Here is a 17,178-nt window from a genome sequence, read left to right as displayed (position 1 = left end):
CTGCGCCTTTTGCATTTGAGCCACATCTCCAACGCCGCTGGCGTCACGCCGGGGTGCGCGGGCCGCCACGCAGTCTTTCTGCGTTGGCCAGGTCGGCAATGGGCGAGAGCAGGGCGCGATCGAACGCTTGCAGGACCAGGCCGTTGCGAAGGCGATGCGGCCAGTCGGCATGGGTCAGTGCCCCGCGGCCCAGCGACACCAGGTCCGCCTCGCCGCGATCGACCATCCCCACGGCTTCGCTGGGGGTGTGCAAGGCGCCGTTGGCGATCACCGGCACGGTGCCGTGTTGCCGGGCCAGCGCGGCAAGGCTGGGGCCGGCGCCAAAGGCCGGCTGCCAGGCTTCGAATTCCGTCGTATGCAGGTAATCGATGCCGGCGGCCGACAGCGTCTTGAAGATGAGCGCCGCCTCTGGCTCGCCGCCTGCCCACTTGTGGGTGAAGTCGTTGACCTTGCCTTGCGACACGCGATAACCCACCGTGAAATCGGCGCCGACGGCGCGGCGCACGGCCTGGATCGTCTCGACGCCCAGGCGCAGGCGGTGCGCCAGCCCGCCGCCGTAGCCGTCGGTGCGTTGGTTGGTGTAGTCCGTCAGGAACTGGTCGAGCAGGTAGCCGTTCGCGCCGTGCAGTTCCACGCCATCGAAGCCGGCCGCCTTTGCCCTGAGCGCCGCCTGGGCGAAAGCCGCCACCGCATCGTTCACTTCCGCCAGCGACAGCGCTTCAGGCAGCCGGTAGGCGCCTTCCCCACGATAGAAGCTCATCTGCATGCCTTTGGGCTGCACCGCTGACGGGCCTTTGGCGTTCGGTCGATGGGGATTGCCTTGCGAAATGGCGCCGGCATGCATGAGTTGGGCAATGATGCGGCCGCCGCTCGCATGCACACGATCTACCACGGGGCGCCATGCGTCGCGCTGCGCGTTGTCGGCCAGGCCGGGCTGCAAGAGATAGCCCTGGGCGTAGGCCTGGTCGGTGTAGACGCCCTCGGTGATGACCAGGCCGAACCCGCCGGCAGCGAAATCGCCGTAGTAATCCGCCATCTGCGCGGTGGCCCGGCCATCGGCCAAGGCACTGACCCGCGTCATCGGTGCGACGGCCAGGCGGTTCGCCAGCCGCAGCGCGCCGATCGCAACCGGGTCGTAAAGCGTCGACGTGGCCATCTCAACGACCCTCTGCGTGGGGGACGACCGCGATCGCTTCGATTTCGATCATCGCATCGGGTGTGTAAAGGGCGCGAATCTCGGCGATGGTGTCGGCCGGGTAGGGCGCCGCGAAGAATTCGCGGCGCAGCGTCACGACGTCATCGAAGTGGCCCATGTCGGTCACGAAAATGGTGACCTTGACCACATCCTTCAGGCTGGCGCCGCCGGCTTCGAGCGCCCGGCGCAGGTTCGCAAAAGCCTGCCGCCCCTGTGCCAGGAAGCCGCCCTGGACGATCTTGCCGTTCTCGCCCGCGCCGGCCTGGCCCGAGATGAACAGCCAGCCATTGGCCTTGATGCCTTGCGACAGCAGGAAGGGTTCGTAGGGGTCAGGCTGGGTGGTGACGCGTTCGATCATGATTAGTTTCTCTCATTTATCAAGTCCGCCGACGATGGCGGGTAGAGAGAAGATAAGGGAGTGGAATCCGCCCGACAAAGGTTCATTTATCAAGCATCAGGTGAGATAATTTCATTCATATCAACACCGGTCCCAGCCTCATGCATCGACGATTCCTGCCCCTGTCAGCGCTACGCGCCTTCGAGGCCGCGGCCCGCCTGGGCAGCTTCAAGGCGGCCGCCGAAGAACTCGCGGTCACGCCCACGGCCGTCAGCCACCAGATTCGAGGGCTTGAACAACAGGTCGGCGCGGCCCTCTTTACCCGGCAGGTCCGGCGCGTCGCGCTTACCGATGCGGGCACGCGCCTGTACCCGGTGCTGCGCGATGGCTTCGACGCCTTCCAGGCGGCGCTGGAACGGCTGACCGAAGCCCGGCAGCGGCCCCAGGTGGTCATCTCGGCGACCAACGCGTTCACGGCGAAATGGCTCTTGCCAAGGATGGGGGCGTTTCGCCGCGACCTGGCGGGTATCGACCTGCAAGTCCAGGCCTCGGACGAGATCGTCGACCTGCGTTCGACGGCGGTCGACATTGCCATCCGCTACGGCCGGGGGCCGTATCCCGGCCTGACCGTCGAACCGCTATTCACAGACCGCTTTGCCCCCGTTGCCAACCCGCGGCTGGGTGTGCGCACAATCGAAGACCTGGCGCGTTGGCCGCTGATCTACTTCGAATGGCGGCGGCAGCATCCGCACAATCCCACCTGGGAGCGCTGGTTTGCCCAAGCCGGGCGGCCCGAGGCATCGCCCGCGGGCGAGCTGCGGTTTTCGGATGAAGGGCACGCCATTCAAGCGGCCGTCGCGGGGGAAGGCATCGCCTTGGTCAGCCAGGCGCTGGTCGCCCAGGAACTGGCGGCGGGCCAGCTCCATCAGCCTTTCGGGCCGAGCATCGACGGGCACACGTACCACGTCGCTGTCAGCGCCGAGCGAGCGCTGTCGCACGGCGCGCGCGCCGTGCTGGAATGGCTGAAGGCGCAGGCGGCGGGGTGACGCGCTTATTCCGGCTGGATGCCGGCCTTCTTGATGATGTCGCCCCACTTCTTCGATTCGGCCAGCTGGAACTGCGCCAGTTCGTCCGGCGTGGATGAGGCCGGATCGGTGCCGGTCTGGGCATAGAACTGCTTGGCCGGCGCGCTCTGGGTGGCCTTGACCAGCAGTTCGTTCAGGCGCTTGACCACGTCGGGCGGCGTGCCGGCCGGCGCGTAGGCGGCGAACCAGTAGCCCATTTCGTAGCCCGGCACGCCGGATTCGGCGATGGTGGGCACATCGGGGGCCAGCGGCGAACGCGTCAGGCCGGTGACGCCCAGCGCGCGCAGTTTGCCCGACTTGACCTGCGGCAGGCCGGTGGCGGTGTCGGTGATCATCATGTCGATCTGCCCGCCCAGCAGGTCGGTCACGGCCAGCGGGTTGCTCTTGTAGGGCACGTGCAGCAGTTGCACGCCCGCCATCTGTTGCAGCAGTTCGCCCGCGATGCGGCTGCTGGAACTGCCGCTGCCGAAACTCAGCTTGCCCGGCGACTGGCGCGCCTGCGCCAGGAAGTCGCCCACCGTCTTGGCGGGCGAGCCGGGGTTGACCACCATGATCTGGCCGCCCTTGCCCAATAGCGAGATCGGGGCGTAGTCCTTGACGGGGTGATAGGTCAGCGTCTTGTACAGGTGCTCGTTGGCGGCGTGTGTGGTGTTGGTGGTGATCAGTACCGTGTAGCCGTCGGGCGCGGCGCGGGCCGCGGTGGCGGCGCCGATCATGGCGCTGGCGCCGGGCTTGTTCTCGATGACCACCGCCTGGCCGGTCTGCTCGGTGACGCCCTGGCCGATGGCGCGGCCGATCTGGTCGGTGGCGCTGCCGGCGGCAAACGGCACGATGAAGGTGATGGGCTTGGCCGGAAAATTCTGGGCCAGGGCGGTCAGCGGCAGGGCTGCCATCAGCAGGGCCAGTCGGCTCTTGAGGGGAATGCGCATGGGGTTGTCTCCTGGGTGTGTTTTTTTATGGGGTGGGGCGTAAAGGTCAGGCGGGGGCGGGGCGGTCGCCCGGGATGTCGGGCAGCCGGTCGGCCAGCGCGGGGCTGACCAGGACCGTCATGTCCAGCAAGCGGAAAGACAGGCTCTTGCCGTGGGCGTCCAGGTTCAGGGCGTCGTTGACGCCGCCGTCCAGCACGCCTTCCAGCACGAAGTTCATCGCGTGCAGGGTGGGCAAGAGGTAACGGGTGACGCGCACCGGGTGGCGATAGGCGAACCAGGCGGCCACGCGGGCCTCGGTCACCTGCTCGGCCAGCACGGCGTGGCACTCGGGGTCCCAGGCGATGAGGCTCAGGTTCGAGATGTCGCCTTTGTCGCCGGACCGGCTGTGGCCCAGGCGGTACAAGGGCACGGCCACCCGGGGCACGGCCACGCGGGACTCGGTGTGGGGCGCGGCCGCCCCGGATGCGGTGGCAGGGTTCATTGTGCGATCTCTTCCAGGAAGCGCCAGCCGCTGTGCACGGCGTCGCGGGGGATGGTGCAGGACACCATGTTCAGGCGCGGGCGCAGCGCGGTGCGCACGCCGCCGCCGCCGGCCGGGCCGCAGGTGTACAGCGCGGTCACTTCGCGCAGCACGCGTTCGGCCACCGCGCGGTCGGCATGTTCGCCGGCCATGCGCAGGCGCACGTCGCGGCCGTGGCCATCGGCTTGCGCGCCGCGCAAAGCGCCGGCGTCATCGTCCAGGATGCTGATGGCGCCGATCAGGTCGGCGCGCAGGCGCAGGGCCGATCCCAGGCGCTTTTGCACGATGTCGGCGGCCAGCCGGGCGCGCGCTTCGGCCTGCACGCCGGCATAGGAAATCTCGGCCTCGGCCAGCCAGCCGCCGTGATAGCAGACGTTGACCTTCAATTCATCGGGCCGCGCATGGCCGGTGATGCCGCGCACGGCCACTCGGTTGCCGCCCAGGTCCTGCACCTGGGCCTGGGACAGGTCGGCCACGACGTCGGGCGTCAGGTAGCGGGCCGGGTCATGCACTTCGTACAGCAGCTGTTCCTTGACCGTGCGCGCATCCACCGCGCCGCCGGTGGCGTCCGCCTTGCCGATGATGAATTCGCCGTCGGCCTGGATCTCGGCGATGGGAAAGCCCGCCGCGTGCACATCGGGCACTTCTTTCAGGCCCGGCACGCAGAAGTAGCCGCCGGTGACCTGCAGGCCGCATTCCAGCATGTGGCCGGCCATGGTGGCGCGGCCCAGCCGCGGCCAGTCGGCCAGGTCCCAACCGAAATGCGCCAACGCCGGGCCCAGCGTCAAGGACGGGTCGGCCACGCGGCCGGCCACGACAATCTGCGCGCCCGCGGCCAGGGCCTGGGCGATCTCGGTGGCGCCCAGATAGGCGGTGGCGCTGACCACGTCGACGCCGTCCAGCGCCGCACCCAGCCGCTGGCGCAGCAGGTCGCGCTGCGCCGGCGATTCCAGCGCGTCGCCATGGATCACGGCGATACGCGGGGCGGGCAGGCCCTGGCGGGCGGCCAGTTCGGCAATGCGGCGGGCCGCGGCGACGGGATTGGCGGCGCCGAAGTTGCTGACGATGTTGATGCCATGGCGCAGGCAGTCGGCCAGCACGGGGGCGACCAGGTCGTCCAGCAGCGGCTCGTAGCCGCGCTGCGGGTCCTGGTTGCGCGCCAGTTGGGCCAGCGCCAGCGTGCGCTCGGCCAGCGTTTCGAAGATCAGCGTGCCGCCGCCCCGGGCGGCCAGCGTGCGCACCACGGCGGCGGCGCCGTCGCTGCGGTCGCCGGAAAAACCCGAAGCGCAGCCGATGAGCAGGGGATTGGAAGGCATAAAGGGTCCAGGCAAGGCGCGGCGGGCAGCAAGCTCGGCGCGCAGGGAAAACCGGACCCCACTATAGGCAGCGCTTGATCATCAGTAAAATAGAAATATCGGATCAATTCATAAAGAAAAGCCATGAATCTGTCTGCCCGCCAATTGCGCGCGTTCGTGGCCCTGGCCGACGAAAAGCACTTCACCCGCGCCGCCCAGCGCTGCCACCTGACCCAGCCGGCCTTCAGCGCCCTGATCCGGCAACTGGAAGACAGCGCCGGGCTGCGCCTGTTCGACCGCAACACCCGCAACGTGGAACTGACCGCCGAAGGGCGGGTGCTGGACGCCTCGGCCCGGCGCCTGCTGGCCGACATGGATCTGGTCATGGAAGACCTGCGCGACCATGCGGCCCGGCGCCGCGGCCGCGTGGCGCTGGCCGCCTTGCCGTCGCTGGCGGCGGGCTGGCTGCCGCAGTTGCTGGCGCAGTTTCGGGCGCAGCATCCCGGTATCGCGGTCGACCTGCGCGATGCCTTGCTGGACCCGTGCCTGGACATGGTGCGCGACGGCCAGGTGGATTTCGCGGTGGCCTCGCGGCGCCCGGACATGAGCGACCTGGACAGCGAATTCCTGCACGCCGACCGCTATTTCCTGGTGTGCCGCGCCGACCACCCGCTGGCCGGGGCGGCCCGGGTGCGGCTGCGCGATATTGCCAAATATCCGGTGATCCAGCTGGCGCGCGGCAGCAGCGTGCGCAAGCACCTGGATGCCGCCTTTGGCGCGGACGCACCGCCGCCGGTGTTCGAGGTGGAACACCTGGCCACCGTCACGGGGCTGGTGCGCGCCGGCCTGGGCGTGGCGGTGGTGCCGGCGATGACCCTGTTCCATTTCGGCGGCGCAGACCTCTCTATCGTGCCGCTGGCGGGCAAGGCGCTGCTGCGGCCGCTTTATCTGGTGTGGCGCCAGGGGCGCAGCCTGCCGCTGGCCGCGCAGGCGCTCTATGACTTGCTGTGGGCCAGTCGCGCGGACATCGGCGGCGCACCGAAGGTTGGGTAAGATGGAAGGTTCCGGGGTTTCGCAAAACCCTATTGCCGATTAAAATCCGATAGTTGTAGCTTCTATCCGTCACCCAAGGATTCCGCCCATGAGCAAGCAAATCATCCATACCGACGCCGCGCCCGCCGCCGTCGGCCCTTACTCGCAAGCGGTTGCCGCGACCGGCACCAAGACGGTTTACCTGTCCGGCCAGATTGGTCTGGAGCCCGGCACGGGCGACCTGGTTTCCGAGAACTTCGACGCCCAGGTGCGTCAGGCGTTCGCCAATATGGAAGCCGTGGTGGCAGCCGCCGGCGGCACGCTGAACGACGTGGTCAAGCTGACCCTGTTCTTGACCGACCTGGGCAAGTTCACCGCCGCCAACGCCATCATGGCCGAACTGATTCCGCAGCCGTTCCCGGCGCGCTCGACCGTTGGCGTGGCCAGCCTGCCCAAGGGCGCGCAGTTCGAGGTCGAAGCGATCCTGGTCCTGTAAGGCCAGACCACGCGCGATTTGCCAGGGGTTTCATCCCATATGCCGGCCGCGGCCGTGGCATCCAAGCGATCCGGCGCCGAACCCAAAGGCGCCGGCAAAGCCATGACGGATACGGAGCGCAAGCTGCGTAACCTGGGTCTGGTGCTGCCCGAGGACTTCGTGCTGCACCTGCCGCTGCGCTACGAGGACGAAACCCGCATCGTGCCGATCAGCGACCTGCGGCCGGGCTTTCCCGGCCAGGTCGAAGGCGAGATCACCAAATCCGAGGTCCTGTACCGGCCCCGGCGCCAGCTCACCGCCACCTTGGTGGACGACAGCGGCGAACTCCAATTGCGCTGGCTGAATTTCTACCCCAGCCAGCAAAAGCAAGTCAGCGTGGGCAAGCGGCTGCGCGCGCGCGGCGAGGTCCGCGGCGGCCTGTTCGGGCGCCAGATGGTGCACCCGCGCATGACCAACGCCGACGCGCCCCTGCCCACGGCGCTGACCCCCGTCTATCCCACCACCGAAGGCCTGCCGCAACTGACGCTGCGGCGCGCCATCGCCCAGGCGCTGGATCGCGCCGACCTGTCCGACACGCTGCCGCCCGAAGCGCTGGCGCGTTACGACCTGCCGCCGTTCGAGCCGGCGATCCGCGCGTTGCACACGCCCGCGCAGGGCGAATCCGAATCGGCGCTGCTCGAACGCGTGCATCCGGCCTGGCGCCGCATCAAGTTCGACGAATTGCTGGCCCAGCAGCTGTCGCTGGCGGCGGCCCGCGCCGCGCGCCGCATCAAAGAGGCCGAGGCGCTGCCCGTGCGCAACGAGGCTGGCGGCCTGGTCGACCGGCTATATCAGGCGCTGCCGTTCAAGCTGACCGGCGCGCAGCAGCGGGTGGTGGCCGAGATTTCCGCCGACCTGGCCAAGTCCTACCCCATGCACCGCCTGTTGCAGGGCGACGTCGGCAGCGGCAAGACGGTGGTGGCGGCCATTGCGGCGGCCCAGGCCATTGCCGGGGGCGCGCAGGTGGCGTTGATGGCGCCCACCGAAATCCTGGCCGAACAGCATTTCCGCAAGCTGGTGTCGTGGCTGCAGCCGCTGGGCGTGAACGTGGCCTGGTTGAGCGGCAGCCTGACCGCCAAGGCGCGCCGCGAGGCCGCGGCTGCCGCGGCCGATGGCAGCGTGCAACTGGTGGTGGGCACCCAGGCCCTGATCCAGGACCATGTCGAATTCCATCGCCTGGGGCTGTCCATCGTCGATGAGCAGCACCGCTTCGGCGTGGGCCAGCGCCTGGCGCTGACCCGCAAGGGCGAAACGGTGCGCGGCCGCATCGTGCCGCATCAGCTCAACATGAGCGCCACGCCCATTCCGCGCACGCTGGCCATGACCTTTTTCGCCGACCTGGACGTGTCGGTCATCGATGAACTGCCGCCGGGCCGCACGCCGGTGCTGACCAAGCTGGTGTCCGAGGCGCGGCGCGAGGAAGTCATCGCGCACATCGCCCAGGCGGCGCGCGGCGGGCAGCAGGCCTATTGGGTCTGTCCGCTGGTCGAGGAAAGCGAGGCCCTTGAACTGCAGACCGCCGTGGACACCTACGAGGGCATGCGGGTCGACCTGCCGGACCTGCGCATCGGCCTGGTGCACGGCCGGCTGCCGCAGGCCGAAAAGGCGGCGGTGATGCAGGCCTTTCGCGAAGGCGAGGTCGACCTGCTGGTGGCCACCACCGTGATCGAGGTCGGGGTCGACGTGCCCAACGCCTCGCTGATGGTCATCGAACACGCCGAACGCTTCGGCCTGGCGCAGTTGCATCAGCTGCGCGGGCGGGTGGGGCGCGGCACGGCCGAATCGGTCTGCGTGCTGCTCTACCAGACGCCGCTGTCGCAGGTGGCGCGCGAACGCCTGCGCGCGATGTTCGAGACGTCCGACGGCTTTGAAATCGCGCGCCGCGACCTGGAACAGCGCGGCCCCGGCGAATTCCTGGGCACGCGCCAGTCGGGCATGGCGCTGTTGCGCTTTGCCGATCTGGAAACCGACGCCGCTATTGCCGAAGACGCGCGCGATGCCGCGGTGTGGCTGCGCGCCGAACACCCCGCTGCTGTCGAGACGCACCTGGCCCGCTGGATGCGGGGCAGGGAAGACTTCCTGCGCACATGACGCACGCAGCCACCATGACCTTCCCATTTTCCAGCGCCGCCCGCCGGGCCGGCGCCCAACCCCTGGGGGCGTAGTCCACCATGACTCTGACCGAACTCAAATACATCGTAGCGGTGGCCCGCGAGCGGCATTTCGGCCGGGCGGCCGAGGCCTGTTTCGTCAGCCAGCCCACGCTGTCGGTGGCGATCCGCAAGCTCGAGGACGAACTGGGCGTGACGCTGTTCGAACGCGGCGGCGCGGAAGTGGGCGTCACGCCCATCGGCCAGCGCATCGTGGCCCAGGCCCAGAAAGTGCTGGAAGAAAGCGCCAGCATCAAGGAAATCGCGCGCCAGGGGCATGACCCGCTGGCCGGGCCGTTGCGGGTGGGCGTGATCCACACCATCGGACCCTACCTGCTGCCGCGCCTGGTGCCGGTGCAGATCGGCCGCACGCCGCAGATGCCGCTGCTGCTGCAGGAAAACTTCACCGTGCGGCTGGTCGAACTGTTGCGCCAGGGCGAGATCGATTGCGCCATCATGGCCTTGCCGCTGCCGGAAGCCGGGCTGGTGATGCAGCCGCTGTACGACGAGCCCTTCGTGGTGGCCGTGCCGCAAGACCATGAACTGGCGCAGCGCAAGGCCATCGACGCGCAGGACCTGAAGCAGCAGACCATGCTGCTGCTGGGCAGCGGCCATTGCTTTCGCGACCAGGTGCTGGAAGTGTGCCCCGAGCTGTCGCGCTTTTCGGCGGCCAGCGACGGCATCCAGCGCACTTTCGAAGGCTCGTCCCTCGAAACCATCCGCCACATGGTGGCCGCCGGCATCGGCGTGACCGTGCTGCCCGTGACCGCCGTACCGCAGCCGCCGCCGTCGAACAGCCTGCTGCGCTATCTGCCGTTCGAAGGCCACGTGCCCGAGCGCCGCGTGGTGCTGGCCTGGCGTCGCAGCTTTCCGCGCCTGGCGGCGATCGAGGCGCTGGCGCAGGCAGTGTACGAATGCGAGCTGCCGGGCGTGCGGATGCTGTCCGACGAAACGGCGGCGGTGCAGGATTGATCCGGGCGTTGTTTGCGTTCGGTCAAGCGATCGCCAAGTCGTTGATTGGCATGCGTTTTTGCCGCGAAATCGCAGGTTTCGCGGTGTTATCCTAGTTTTGTCCACCCACCCCTCAGGGAGCTAGCAATGGCAAAGACCTCCAAGAAGACCTCCATCAGCGCACCGCGCATCAACATCGGTATCTCGGACAAGGACCGGGCCGCGGTGGCCGGCGAATTGTCCAAGCTGCTGGCCGATTCGTACACGCTGTACCTGATGACGCACAACTTCCACTGGAACGTCACGGGCCCCATGTTCAACACGCTGCACCTGATGTTCATGACGCAGTACACCGAAGAGTGGAACGCCCTGGACAGCATCGCCGAACGTATCCGCGCCCTGGGCCACTACGCGCCGGGCACGTACCGCGAATATTCCAAGCTGTCGTCCATCGCCGAACCGGAGTCCGTGCCGGAAGCCCTGGAAATGGTGCGCCTCCTGGTCAGCGCCAACGAGTCGGTCGCCAAGACCGCCCGTTCGGCGTTCGAGAAGGCCGATGCCGCCAACGACCAGCCCACCGCCGACCTGCTCACGCAGCGCCTGGACGTGCACGAAAAGAACGCCTGGATGCTGCGCAGCCTGCTGCAGTGATCCCCACGGCGCCCTGACCGGCGCCAATGACGAAAAAAAGCCCCCGGCGCCGCAAGGCGCCGGGGGCTTTTTCATATGCGCGCCGTGATGATTCCTCGCGCGCGCCATTCACACTGCCGCGCCGGGGATAAATGGTCAATAGGTTTTGATTTTTCCTGATACACGCCTGGGACGATATTTTTCGGTAATTCCGACGCGATCAGTGACTTGAAGTTGCAATACCGCGCGGTCTCCCGGGGCATTTACAGATAACCCCTGATTCCATACTCATTCCTTGCGGTTTTATTAAATCAAGATAAGAAAACGACTTTATATATTTGCTAACAAAACAAACGATCTAATCTATTTCAATTTGTACGGATAAAGCCATTGTCTGAGGGATTTCCCCCGGTTTATTGCAATATTTCCGATTTATTTCCACAGCGATGAAAACCTTTAGAAAGAAATTCGCTGTCTGACCGGCCTACCATTCGTTGGCTCGTTCCCCACACGTATAACGGGGTATCGAGATGTAATTAATTCTGAGCAACGCGTCCTCCCCAGGCAGGGAATAGTCATTCGATTCCATATCGATTAATCGGTTCCTGGGGGTCGGTCTTTTTATGTACTCGACACGACGAAAACAGTGAGGTCCCCCGTGGTAAAGAGAATCGCAGTGTGCGGTCTTGGATATGTCGGCCTGCCCGTGGCCGTGGCATTTTCCAGGCGTTTTGATGTCGTCGGCTTTGATGTGGACAAGCGGCGGATCACCAGCCTGAAGCAGGGAGAGGACTGGACAGGCGAAATCGAACGCGATGCATTGCTGGCTTCCCCCATGCAGTTCACTGATCAGGTCTCCGAGCTGGAAGGCTGCGACTTTTTCGTCGTTGCCGTGCCGACGCCCGTCGACGAGAAGAACAATCCCGATTTTTCCCTGCTGGTGCGCGCCTGCCGTTCGATCGGCCCCGTGCTGCGGCCGGGCTGCATCGTGGTCTTCGAATCCACCGTGCACCCCGGCGCCACCGAGGAAATCTGCGGACCGGAACTCGAAAAAGTCTCGGGCCTGCGCTGCGGCGTCGATTTCAAGCTGGGTTACAGCCCCGAACGCATCAATCCGGGCGACCGCGAGCATCCGCTGGAGAAGATCGTCAAGATCGTGTCCGGCCAGGACGAGGAATCGCTGGAAACCATTGCCGGCGTCTACGAGCAGATCATCGACGCGGGCGTGCATCGCGCCTCGTCGATCAAGGTGGCCGAAGCGGCCAAGGTGCTCGAGAACACCCAGCGCGACATCAACATCGCGCTGATGAACGAGATGTCGAAGATCTGCGATCTGGTCGGCATCCGTACCTCGGAAGTGCTGGCCGCCGCCGGCACCAAGTGGAATTTCCTGAAGTTCACGCCCGGCCTGGTCGGTGGCCACTGCATCGGCGTGGACCCGTACTACCTGACGTCCAAGGCCCAGGAACTGGGCTACCACCCCGAAGTCATCCTGTCGGGCCGCCGTATCAACGACGGCATGGCCAGCCACGTGGCCTCGCGCGTGGTGCAGACGCTGGCCCGCAACGGCCGCCTGAACGCCTCGACCCGCGTCGGCATCCTGGGCATGACGTTCAAGGAAAACGTGCCGGACATCCGCAACTCCAAGGTCGTCGACCTGTATCAGGCGCTGGGCAACTACGGCATCACGCCGGTGGCCTGCGACCCGATGGTCGATGCCGAGCAGATGCAGCATGAATACGGCATCAGTCTGGTCGATCGCGACCAGTTCCGCGACATGGACGTGCTGATCCTGGCCGTGCCGCACCGCGAAACCATGGACACCATCTGGGAAGACCTGCCGCAACTGGTCAAGGCCGACGGCATGGTGTGCGACTTGAAATCTGTGCTGGACAGCCGCCGGCTTCAGCCCGGCCTCGTGTACTGGACGCTCTGAGTCCAGCTTTTGCGTAACCCATCAACACAGGAGAGGCCCGGAATGACCGCCTTTACCATCGCTCCGATTGGCACCTGCCGCATCCACACGCCGCTACGCGATGCCGTGGGACGCTACCCGATCAAGCAACAGCTCGGGCGCAATTACGGTTTCGTGCACACCAGCGCCGAGGCGCTGCAGCAAGCCCGCTTCATGTTCGGCCAGACCGAGATTCCCGCCGACGTGCAGCGCCTGATCTTCCGCCCGTCCAATGGTGAGCAGGCCCGCCGCGGCGTGCACAAGCCGGCCGACCTGTACATGGTCGAGCTGTCCTCGCGCAAGCTGCTGACCATTGGCGCCCACCCCATCCAGTCCAACTACCTGGTGCGCTTTTTCAGCGAATTCTTCGCCGACCGCACGCGGACCCGCGCGTTCTGGTCCCAGGCCACCGAAGAACGGCTGGCCGAGCGGCGCGAATGGCTGGAGCGGGACCCCGTCTTCAAGAGCCTGTCGCCGGACAACCGCGAACTGCTGGCCCGCATCGTCAAGCGCGAGCAGACGGACGAAGAGATCGAACAGCAGATGCACGAGCTGGTCGACCTGCTGGGGCGCGACAAGGTCGTGTTCGTCACGCACGTCAATGCGATGACGCCGGACAATGTGCCGATCGAACAGCGCGCGCAGCTGATATCCGCGGTGACGGCCAGCGCGCAGCGCATCGGCGTGCCGTGCTATGACCCGACGCCGCTGATGAACAAGATCGGCCAGGCCGACGCCATGGAAGACGGCGGCCTGGACCTGACGCACTACACGCCGCTGTTCGCCGAGCGCCTGTACACCGAGTGGTACAAGACCTTCGTGCGTCCGCGCATGAGCGCTTCGACGCCGCAGCCGTCAGTGCCCAAGCTGAGCGCCGACGAAAGCGCCGAACGCATCGAGAAGATCTGGGATTCGGGCGACCTGCGCGAAGCCTCGCGCCGCCTGCGCGACGTGCTGCGCCGCCACCCGGGCCTGCCCGACCACACGCTGCTGTTCGCACGCATCCAGGAAGAACTGGGCGACTACGAAGGTTCGCTGGCGCTGCTGGGCAGCGCGGACGGCACGCTGGCCACCGGCAGCAAGGCCGAACAGATCCTGATGCGCAACCACTTCAAGATGGGTCGCCACGACGTGGCGCACTCGCTGGCCGCCGGCCTGCTGGGCGACGAAATCGAGACCCCGGAAATCGTGCGCATCGCGGCCATTTCCGCCGGCCACCTGGGTTTCGTGGACGAGGCCCTGGGCAACTGGAAGCAGCTGTTCCGCATTTCCTCGCCGCAAGACGCCACCGCCACGGAAGCGGCCGACACCGTGCTGTCGCTGCTGCAGGCCGGCAGCGACATGGATGCCACCTTGCGCTGGGTCCATGAAGTGCGCGAGGCCATTCCCGCGCACGGCCGCAGTTTCGCCACGCTGTGGCGCGACCGCCTGATCGCCGGCGACCGCGCGGGCCTGCGCGCCTTGGCGTTCGAATCGCCCACGCTCAAGGAAGTCGAGGCGCTGGAGCTGGTCAAGGAAGCCACGTGGCGCGGTTGCATCATGGCCGCCGCCGCACTGGCCGTGTCGTGCAAGCTGGCCGATGCCCAGCAGGAAGACATTTCGGCATGGCTGGCCACGCAGTCCGCAGCCTGGGCCGAAGAGGGCGCACAGGCGCTGGAAGAAGGCCGCCTGCGCGATGCCGCCGAGCGCATCTGCGCGCATCGCCTGCTCAATCCCGATGCCTTGTCCGGCGTGCGGGCGCAGCGCGCCTTCGAGCGTGCGATGCGCCTGGGCGTGCGGGCCGCGCTGGTGGCGGGCAACCACAAGGAAGTGATCGACCTGACCGACATCGCGCTCGATACCCAGGTCGACTTTCCCGAACTGCACGCCATGCGGGGCCGCGCGGCCGACGCGCTGGGCGACAAGAAGACCGCCATGCGCCACCTGGAACAGGCGGCCGCCAACGAGTCCGCGCCGTTCAGCACGCAGTTGCACTTTGCCCGCGTGGCGTTCAACGGCGGCTGGTTCGGCGAGGCCATCGACGCCTACAAGATGGTGCTGGCCCATGCCTCGGCCGACCAGAGCGCCAAGGAAGAAGCCGAACGCCAACTGGGCAGGCTCGGCCCCCGCGCCATCCGCGGCGCCCGGGAAATCCTGTCGGCCGGCGATCCCAAGGCCGCCTGGACGCTGCTCGAGCGCGTTGCGCAATCCTGGCCGGGCATGACGGAAGTCGACCACGAAAAGCGCCGCATCCTGGCCGTCATGTACGCCGAAGCGCGCGGGCTGGAGTCGTCCAGCACCACCGAGCGCCTGGCGCTGGGCGAGCGGATTCTGCAGCTGGTGGCCGATGATCCCATCGGCCTGCGCCTGGCCGCCGTCGGCGCCATGCGTCTGCACCGCTTCGAACAGGCCCTGCCGTACTGGCGCGCCCTGCAGGAACGTTCCGACAACCCGGCCCAGTACGATCACTACATCCAGCGCTGCCAGGTGTGGATCGACAAGGCCAACCGCAGGAAGGCCGCATGAATCCGCCACTGATCACCGAGCGCGAGAACGCCGATTCCGAATTGCAGCAGGTGCAGGCCCGGCTGGAAGAGATCGTCGCGGCATCGGGTCGGGTCCAGGTCGCGCAGGACAACCTGGCCGCCGCCCAGGCGCTGGCGCGCGGCCACATGGCCGATCCCAAGGTCCGTTTCCTGCTGCTCCGGTTGAAAGAGGCGGGGGGCCTGAACGAGGGCATGTCCGAACAGTGGGCCACGCTGCTGCGTGAATGCCCCGATGACCTGGAAATCGTGCGCTACCGCGCGACCCGCCTGGTCAAGGAGCGCCACGTCGAGGATGCGCTGGCCCTGGTGGACCGGCACCTGCCCGCGTCCGCCGAAAGCCCGGCCCGGCTGTTCGCCCGCGCCAAGCTGCTGAACGACATCCGCGCGTACGAGCAGTCGGACGAACTGTTTCGCCGGCTGATCCTGCAGCACACGGACCGCAACATTCGGGTCGAGTTCGCCAAGCGCCTGCGCAAGCGGGGCCTGCTGGCAGACGCCTTTGATGTCATCTCGCCTGTGGCCAAGCACCTGGCGCCGGGCAGCAAGGCCGCGGAACTGGCCAACGGCCTGGCCAGCGACTACGCCTTCTACCAGCGCCTGGAGCCCGAGGCGGCTCTGGCCGGCAAGGACATCCGGATCGTGTCGATGAAGCACGCCATCCTGCATTTCCGCAACCGGCAGATTCCGGAATACTCGCCCGACAAGCCGGTGTCGGTGGCCCTGGTGACGGGCAGCCTGGGCCCGGGCGGCGCCGAGCGGCAGCTGACGCGGCTGGCCGGCGAGCTGGCCCGCATGGCGGACGCGCCCAACCCGCGTCCCGTCGATGTGCCGATGAAGCCGGAGAAGGTCGAAGTGCTGGTCAAGCAGCACACCGAGCCGGCCGGCTCGACCAAGAAGCAGGGCCTGGATTTCTTCCTGTCCGTGTTGGTCAAGGCGCAGATTCCGGTCACGGAAATCAACAAGCTGCCCGCGATCTCGGTGGCCCACCAGTCGGTGCCGGACGGCAGCCTGACCCGCCTGCTGGAGCAATTGCCCCCGCCGGTGCACTACGGCGTGACGCGGTTGGCGCCGGTGTTGCGCGCCAGCACCTTCGACGTGGTGAGCCTGTGGCAGGACGGCACGTGCCTGTTCGGCGCCCTGGCGGCCCTGCTGGCGGGTGCACCGACCATCCACCTGGTGTTCCGCGGCCTGCCGCCGAACATCCGCAAGGACCGCTTCCGCGAAGAGTATCCCGAGCTGTACCAGGCGCTGGCCCAGGTGCCCGGCGTGCATTTCGTCAGCAACAGCCGCAAGGCCGCCGAAGCCTACGCCGAATGGCTCGGCATTCCCATCGTGCGCTTTCACGTGCTGTACAACGGCGTGCCGGACCTGGCCACGGATGCCGCGATTACGGACCAGGAAAAGTGGGAGGCGTTCCAGGCCAGCACGGCCGACGCCACGGAAACCATCGGCGGCGTGTTCCGCCTGGAACCGGACAAACGGCCGCAGCTGTGGATCAAGCTGGCCGCGCTGTACCTGAAACAGCGGCCACAGGCGCGCTTTGTCATCGTCGGCGATGGCCGGCTGCACGACAACATCGTGGCGCTGGCCGAAGAGCTGTGCGTGATGGACCGGCTGCTGCTCGTCGGTCTGTCGAACCACGTGGGCTACTGGTATTCGCAAATGGATGCCAAGGTTCTGCTGTCGCGCTACGAGGGCCTGCCCAATGTGCTGATCGAGGCGCAGTTGCTGGGCGTGCCCGTCGTCTCGACGCCGGCCGGCGGGGCAGGGGAATGCTTCGAGGAAGACCAGACGGGGCACCTGCTGGGCGACGTCGAGCATCCGGACCTGCACGAAGCCTGCGACAAGGTTGTATCCATCGTGGACCGCGTGCGCGCCGATGAAAGCCTGAAAGCGCAAAGCCGCCACCGGGCGCAGACCCTGTTTTCGCTGGAGGCCATGCTGGCCAAGTTCCTGAGCCTGTGCATGCCGGTCATGGCGGTGTCGGACAACGACGAGTGCATGGAACTGCCGCCGATGCGTCTGATGCAGGCCTGATCC

14 protein-coding genes are annotated in these 17,178 nt (G+C 67.0%); 9 read left to right on the top strand and 5 right to left on the bottom strand.

The window, feature by feature from the left end; all coding sequences use genetic code 11:
- Positions 1-43: 43 nt before the first annotated feature.
- Both HV798_RS19930 and HV798_RS19925 read right to left on the bottom strand, forming a co-directional pair.
- Positions 44-1,156, bottom strand: a complete 1,113-nt coding sequence (locus HV798_RS19930) for an oxidoreductase (RefSeq protein ID WP_175193521.1) — start codon at positions 1,154-1,156, stop codon at positions 44-46.
- A 1-nt stretch (position 1,157) separates the two neighbouring features.
- Positions 1,158-1,553, bottom strand: coding sequence for a RidA family protein (locus HV798_RS19925; protein WP_175193520.1), 396 nt, complete (start codon positions 1,551-1,553; stop codon positions 1,158-1,160).
- Between the two features lie 140 nt (positions 1,554-1,693).
- Between HV798_RS19925 and HV798_RS19920 the strand changes: the two genes are divergently transcribed.
- Positions 1,694-2,578, top strand: coding sequence for a LysR substrate-binding domain-containing protein (locus HV798_RS19920; protein ID WP_175193519.1), 885 nt, complete (start codon positions 1,694-1,696; stop codon positions 2,576-2,578).
- Positions 2,579-2,583: 5 nt separating this feature from the next.
- Here the strand turns inward: HV798_RS19920 and HV798_RS19915 are convergent, their stop codons facing one another.
- From HV798_RS19915 to HV798_RS19905, 3 genes are read right to left on the bottom strand one after another with little or no spacing between them, the layout of a single operon-like run.
- A complete protein-coding gene (locus tag HV798_RS19915; RefSeq protein ID WP_175193518.1) occupies positions 2,584-3,546 on the bottom strand; it encodes a Bug family tripartite tricarboxylate transporter substrate binding protein in 963 nt (320 codons plus the stop codon).
- Positions 3,547-3,592: 46 nt separating this feature from the next.
- Complete coding sequence (locus tag HV798_RS19910) at positions 3,593-4,027, bottom strand: AtuA-related protein (protein ID WP_246288980.1); 435 nt, start codon at positions 4,025-4,027, stop codon at positions 3,593-3,595.
- Positions 4,024-5,382, bottom strand: coding sequence for an acyclic terpene utilization AtuA family protein (locus HV798_RS19905; RefSeq protein WP_175193517.1), 1,359 nt, complete (start codon positions 5,380-5,382; stop codon positions 4,024-4,026). Before HV798_RS19905 ends, HV798_RS19910 begins: the two co-directional genes overlap by 4 nt.
- A gap of 123 nt (positions 5,383-5,505) precedes the next feature.
- On the opposite strand from HV798_RS19905, the gene HV798_RS19900 reads away from it, so the two are divergent.
- The 8 genes from HV798_RS19900 (at position 5,506) to HV798_RS19865 (ending at position 17,175) form a co-directional block, all read left to right on the top strand.
- On the top strand, positions 5,506-6,414 hold the full coding sequence (locus HV798_RS19900; protein WP_175193516.1) for a LysR family transcriptional regulator: 909 nt from the start codon (positions 5,506-5,508) through the stop codon (positions 6,412-6,414).
- An 88-nt stretch (positions 6,415-6,502) separates the two neighbouring features.
- A complete protein-coding gene (locus HV798_RS19895) occupies positions 6,503-6,889 on the top strand; it encodes a Rid family detoxifying hydrolase (protein WP_025140845.1) in 387 nt (128 codons plus the stop codon).
- A 39-nt stretch (positions 6,890-6,928) separates the two neighbouring features.
- On the top strand, positions 6,929-9,019 hold the full coding sequence (recG, locus tag HV798_RS19890) for an ATP-dependent DNA helicase RecG (protein ID WP_175193515.1): 2,091 nt from the start codon (positions 6,929-6,931) through the stop codon (positions 9,017-9,019).
- An 80-nt stretch (positions 9,020-9,099) separates the two neighbouring features.
- Positions 9,100-10,050 carry a LysR substrate-binding domain-containing protein gene (locus HV798_RS19885; protein ID WP_175193514.1) on the top strand — a complete coding sequence of 317 codons (951 nt, stop codon included), beginning with the start codon at positions 9,100-9,102 and terminating at the stop codon, positions 10,048-10,050.
- Positions 10,051-10,176: 126 nt separating this feature from the next.
- A complete protein-coding gene (locus tag HV798_RS19880; RefSeq protein ID WP_175193513.1) occupies positions 10,177-10,680 on the top strand; it encodes a Dps family protein in 504 nt (167 codons plus the stop codon).
- A gap of 655 nt (positions 10,681-11,335) precedes the next feature.
- Positions 11,336-12,595 (top strand): nucleotide sugar dehydrogenase, encoded by a 1,260-nt coding sequence (locus HV798_RS19875; protein WP_175193512.1) that lies wholly within the window; start codon positions 11,336-11,338, stop codon positions 12,593-12,595.
- Positions 12,596-12,637: 42 nt separating this feature from the next.
- Positions 12,638-15,118 (top strand): hypothetical protein, encoded by a 2,481-nt coding sequence (locus HV798_RS19870; protein ID WP_175193511.1) that lies wholly within the window; start codon positions 12,638-12,640, stop codon positions 15,116-15,118.
- Complete coding sequence (locus HV798_RS19865; RefSeq protein WP_175193510.1) at positions 15,115-17,175, top strand: glycosyltransferase; 2,061 nt, start codon at positions 15,115-15,117, stop codon at positions 17,173-17,175. The genes HV798_RS19870 and HV798_RS19865 overlap by 4 nt, the downstream gene beginning before the upstream one ends.
- The last annotated feature ends 3 nt before the right edge of the window (positions 17,176-17,178 follow it).

This window comes from Achromobacter deleyi (assembly GCF_902859705.1).
In the GTDB taxonomy this organism is placed as follows: domain Bacteria; phylum Pseudomonadota; class Gammaproteobacteria; order Burkholderiales; family Burkholderiaceae_B; genus Achromobacter; species Achromobacter deleyi.
This window is presented reverse-complemented; position numbering and strand designations above follow the sequence as displayed.